Source organism: Micromonospora globispora, assembly GCF_003857015.1.
GTDB lineage: Bacteria > Actinomycetota > Actinomycetes > Mycobacteriales > Micromonosporaceae > Micromonospora > Micromonospora globispora.
Genome location: NZ_QGGF01000727.1, coordinates 1 through 1,190, shown reverse-complemented (window position 1 = coordinate 1,190; position 1,190 = coordinate 1). Strand labels below are relative to the sequence as shown.

Genomic DNA, 1,190 nt, shown 5'->3' with positions numbered 1-1,190 from the left:
GTATCCTCCTCGCAGCCGGCCCCCGCCGGCCGCGCGGCCAAGGTGCTGCGCGGCGCTCTCGGAGCGCTGGGGGCGGCGCAGATCCTGCTCGGCGCCGCGCAGGTCGCAGCACTCGCCAACGCCCCCCACCCCGGCCACGACGCAATGGGCGCGGCCAGCATGGATCACCTGTGGCACGAGTCGGCGGCGTGGAACGCCGCGGTCGGCGCCGGTCTGCTGTGGGTGGCCGCCCGCCGGCAGCGCACCGCCGGTGTGCTGCCCATCCTCAGCGCGTTCGTGGCCGTGCTGACCCTGCTCAGCGCCGCCGACGTCGCCGCCGGCCGGGTGCAGTGGCCCCGGCTGGCCAGCCACGCCGTGGTGGTGCTCGCCGTGGCCGTGGCCGCCCTGATCAACCGGGTGGACCGCCAGCCCCGCACGCCGCGCGGCGAGGGGTCACGCTGGCAGCTGTCTCTGGACAACCAGCCCCCACCGCAGCAGGCACGGCTGCGGATCCTCCCCGGAGGGGGCAGCGCACTGCACGCGGTGCGTAACCGGCTCGGCGTGCCATCGTGGCGGCCGTCAGCGGTGGGGCGGGAACTAATCGCGACCGCCGGACGACTACAAGACGGTATCCGGGGCGTCGCCGCGTCCCGTGCGGCATCGAGAAGGGTGAGGACCATCGTGGTGCGAGGGTGGACGAGGACGGGCGTACTGGCCGGCAGCACTGTCGCGGCGCTGCTGCTGACGGCGGGCCCGGCGTCCGCGCACGTCGAGGTGTCGGCGGACAAGGCCAAGGCCGGCGCCACCGACAGCGAGTTGACCTTCGTCGCCGAGTCCGAGTCGACGACCGCCGGCATCACCGCCCTGCGCGTCGTCCTGCCCGCCGGCATCAAACCGGCGGACGTGACCTGGGTCAGCGGACCCACCGGATGGGCCCTCAAGACCGCCGCCGACGGCTACACCGTGTCCGGCCCGGCGGTGCCCGTCGGCAAGGACGCCGAGTACGCCGTCCGGGTCCGACGGCTGCCGACCGACGCCCGTCAGCTGGTGTTCAAGACCCTGCAGACCTACAGCGACGGCCACGTGGACCGGTGGATCGAGGAACCGAACCCCGGGGGCGCCGAACCGGAGAACCCTGCGCCGGTCCTGACCGTGGCCGCCGCGCCCGCAGGCGCGGCGACGTCTCCCTCCGCCGCCGCGCCCACCCCGAG

1 protein-coding gene is annotated in these 1,190 nt (G+C 75.1%); it reads left to right on the top strand.

Annotated features, from left to right (window positions below; genetic code table 11):
- Nucleotides 1-1,190 (top strand): DUF1775 domain-containing protein (locus tag DKL51_RS32920; protein WP_221623282.1); only part of this gene is annotated, 1,190 nt, incomplete at both ends.